This is a genomic window from Chamaesiphon sp. VAR_48_metabat_403 (assembly GCF_031422475.1).
Taxonomy (GTDB): Bacteria; Cyanobacteriota; Cyanobacteriia; order Cyanobacteriales; family Chamaesiphonaceae; genus Chamaesiphon.
The window spans coordinates 1-2,200 of the sequence record NZ_JANPLS010000391.1 but is presented as its reverse complement, the minus strand read 5'-3'; the positions used below and the strand labels follow the sequence as shown (position 1 = coordinate 2,200).

At 43.7% G+C, this 2,200-nt stretch carries 2 protein-coding genes and 1 pseudogene; all 3 read left to right on the top strand.

What is annotated here, in order from left to right; genetic code table 11:
- Nucleotides 1–194 precede the first annotated feature (194 nt).
- Nucleotides 195–680, top strand: coding sequence for a sigma-70 family RNA polymerase sigma factor (locus tag RMO79_RS18530; RefSeq protein WP_310484719.1), 486 nt, complete (start codon nucleotides 195–197; stop codon nucleotides 678–680).
- 17 nt (nucleotides 681–697) lie between these two features.
- Nucleotides 698–1,633: a DUF1822 family protein gene (locus RMO79_RS18525; protein WP_310484718.1), complete on the top strand. Its 936-nt coding sequence runs from the start codon at nucleotides 698–700 to the stop codon at nucleotides 1,631–1,633.
- A gap of 120 nt (nucleotides 1,634–1,753) precedes the next feature.
- Nucleotides 1,754–2,200, top strand: a pseudogene (locus tag RMO79_RS18520) (hypothetical protein); the annotation flags it as partial.

Below are 2,200 nucleotides of genomic sequence, written 5' to 3'. Positions count from 1 at the left end.
ATGCTCTGATTCGGGCTGCTATCGCACCAGTGAGGCTTCGGTCTTAACTGTCAGAGCACTTCTCTAGCATAATCCCTGGTCAGTATCCTAGAGCAGTTTCTTTCATCTTTTAAACGACGTAAAACGTCGGCTTAGTTGCTCGGAACGAGAATCGGAAGCTGTGGCGAGAATACACTCCTGGCTATGAAGATGCCTTGCAGCAAACATGGTTGTATTTTTGCCGCAATATCTGTGAAGCAACAACCGGAGAACGATACAATCCCGATCGAGCCAGTTTGATTACTTGGCTGAATAATTATCTCAAACGTCGTTTACAAGATGTCCAAATCGGTGAAAGTCAAGCCAAGCGAGACTTTGTACCAGCTCAAGTTCGGGGAAAAGATGGGGAAACGATCGATGTCATCGAGCAGCAACCCGCACCGCCAGATATTCCCCCCATTTTAGAAGATCTCCGCAGATGGGCAGAAACCGATGCCGATGGAACTTTAACATCTACTCATATCAAAGGGCATCCCCAGGTTAATTGTCAACTATTAATTTTACGCCGCTTGCCGCCAGAAACCAGTTGGGAACTGCTTTCTAAAGAATTGGGAATCGCCATTCCAACGCTGAGTGCATTTTATCAGCGAAAATGTATGCCCAAGTTGCATAATTTTGCTGAATCTGAGGGATATGTATAAAGAACTAATCAAATTTTATGACTTATAATCTTATGACCCCGGAAAGTATCGCCCTCACGTTACCCATTACCAGTCGAGCCATCCAGTTTGCCCAGCAATTTTCGCAACAACAACCCACGCTTGCCAAACAAGAACGGGTGAGCCTGAATACTTTAGCAGTCTGCACCGTCAATAATTATCTAGAGATGATGGGATTTGCGACTAATCTATCGGGTGGTGATAGTTGGAACCCGATCGTGAGAATGGGTGCGAATGTTGCCGATTTGGAACTAAATGGCATCGGTAAATTAGAATGCATTCCCGTCAAGCCTGAAGATACTGAATATGCCGTCCCGGCTGAAGTTTTACTCGATCGAGTGGGATATGTATTTGTCGAAATTAATTTAGCCGATCGCGAAGCAACTTTGCGCGGATTTATTCCCCAAGCCAGCACGATTGTCAACCGAAATCGGCTGCGCGCTCCTGAAGATTTAATCGATCGTTTACATGGTTTGATGGATACTCCCGTCGTCCGATTAGATCGCTGGTTGACAGGTTTAGAAGGCGCAATTACAAAGGGTTGGCAATCGATCGAATCTTTATTTACCACCCCAGAATTAGCATTTCGATCGGTTAGCAGCCCTACTCGTCCTGCTGTAATTCGACGGGGCAAAATTATCGATTTAGGCATTCAATTACTAGGCAACCAGATCGCTCTAGTTGTCGAATTATCGCCGAGCGAAAATGACGATCGCGTTCAAATTCGGTTGCAAGTTTGTCCGGTAAACCAAGCATATTTATTACCAAATATTCAGCTCATCGTACTCGACGATACCGATTCAACATTTTTAGAAGCACAATCTAGAGCGACTGATAGCTTAATTCAATTAGAATTTACCGGAACTATCGGCGAAAAATTTGGGGTGGTTGTCAAATTAGAAGGTGCCGAAGTCATCGAACAATTTACTATTTGATACTAATTTATTCGATCGGGGCAACAAAGTTATCGAAATCTAGATTTAAATTCGCGATTAGAAGCCAATCTTGCCCAAATTACTAATGTCTCGATCGGCGATCGAATTTCTACATGTCAGATGGCTGCTCGTCGCTCGATCGAGTCTTTTAATAATTGGTTGAATGCCGAATCTTTTCAACAGATTCGCGAACAATTATTTAGAGTTGTCAATCCCAATGATGGGATTAGATTTGTTCTGCAAATTGAAGACGATCGATTACATTGTTTGCCCTGGCAACTTGGCGATATTTTTACAAGATATCCAGCAACAGAAGTAGTATTTAGTTCTCTGCAACTCGAACGGATAGAGCAGTCGCAGCTAGCGACATCTGGAGTGCGAATTTTAGCAATTCTGGGCGATAGTCAAGGCATTAATGTGGCAGCCGATCGGCAAATATTAGAAAAACTACCCAAAACTCAGGTCGATTTTTTAGTCGAACCCCAGCGACAAGAAATTAACGATCGCTTGTGGGAACAGCCGTGGGATATCTTATTTTTTGCCGGACATAGTGCTAGTAGTGCAGAC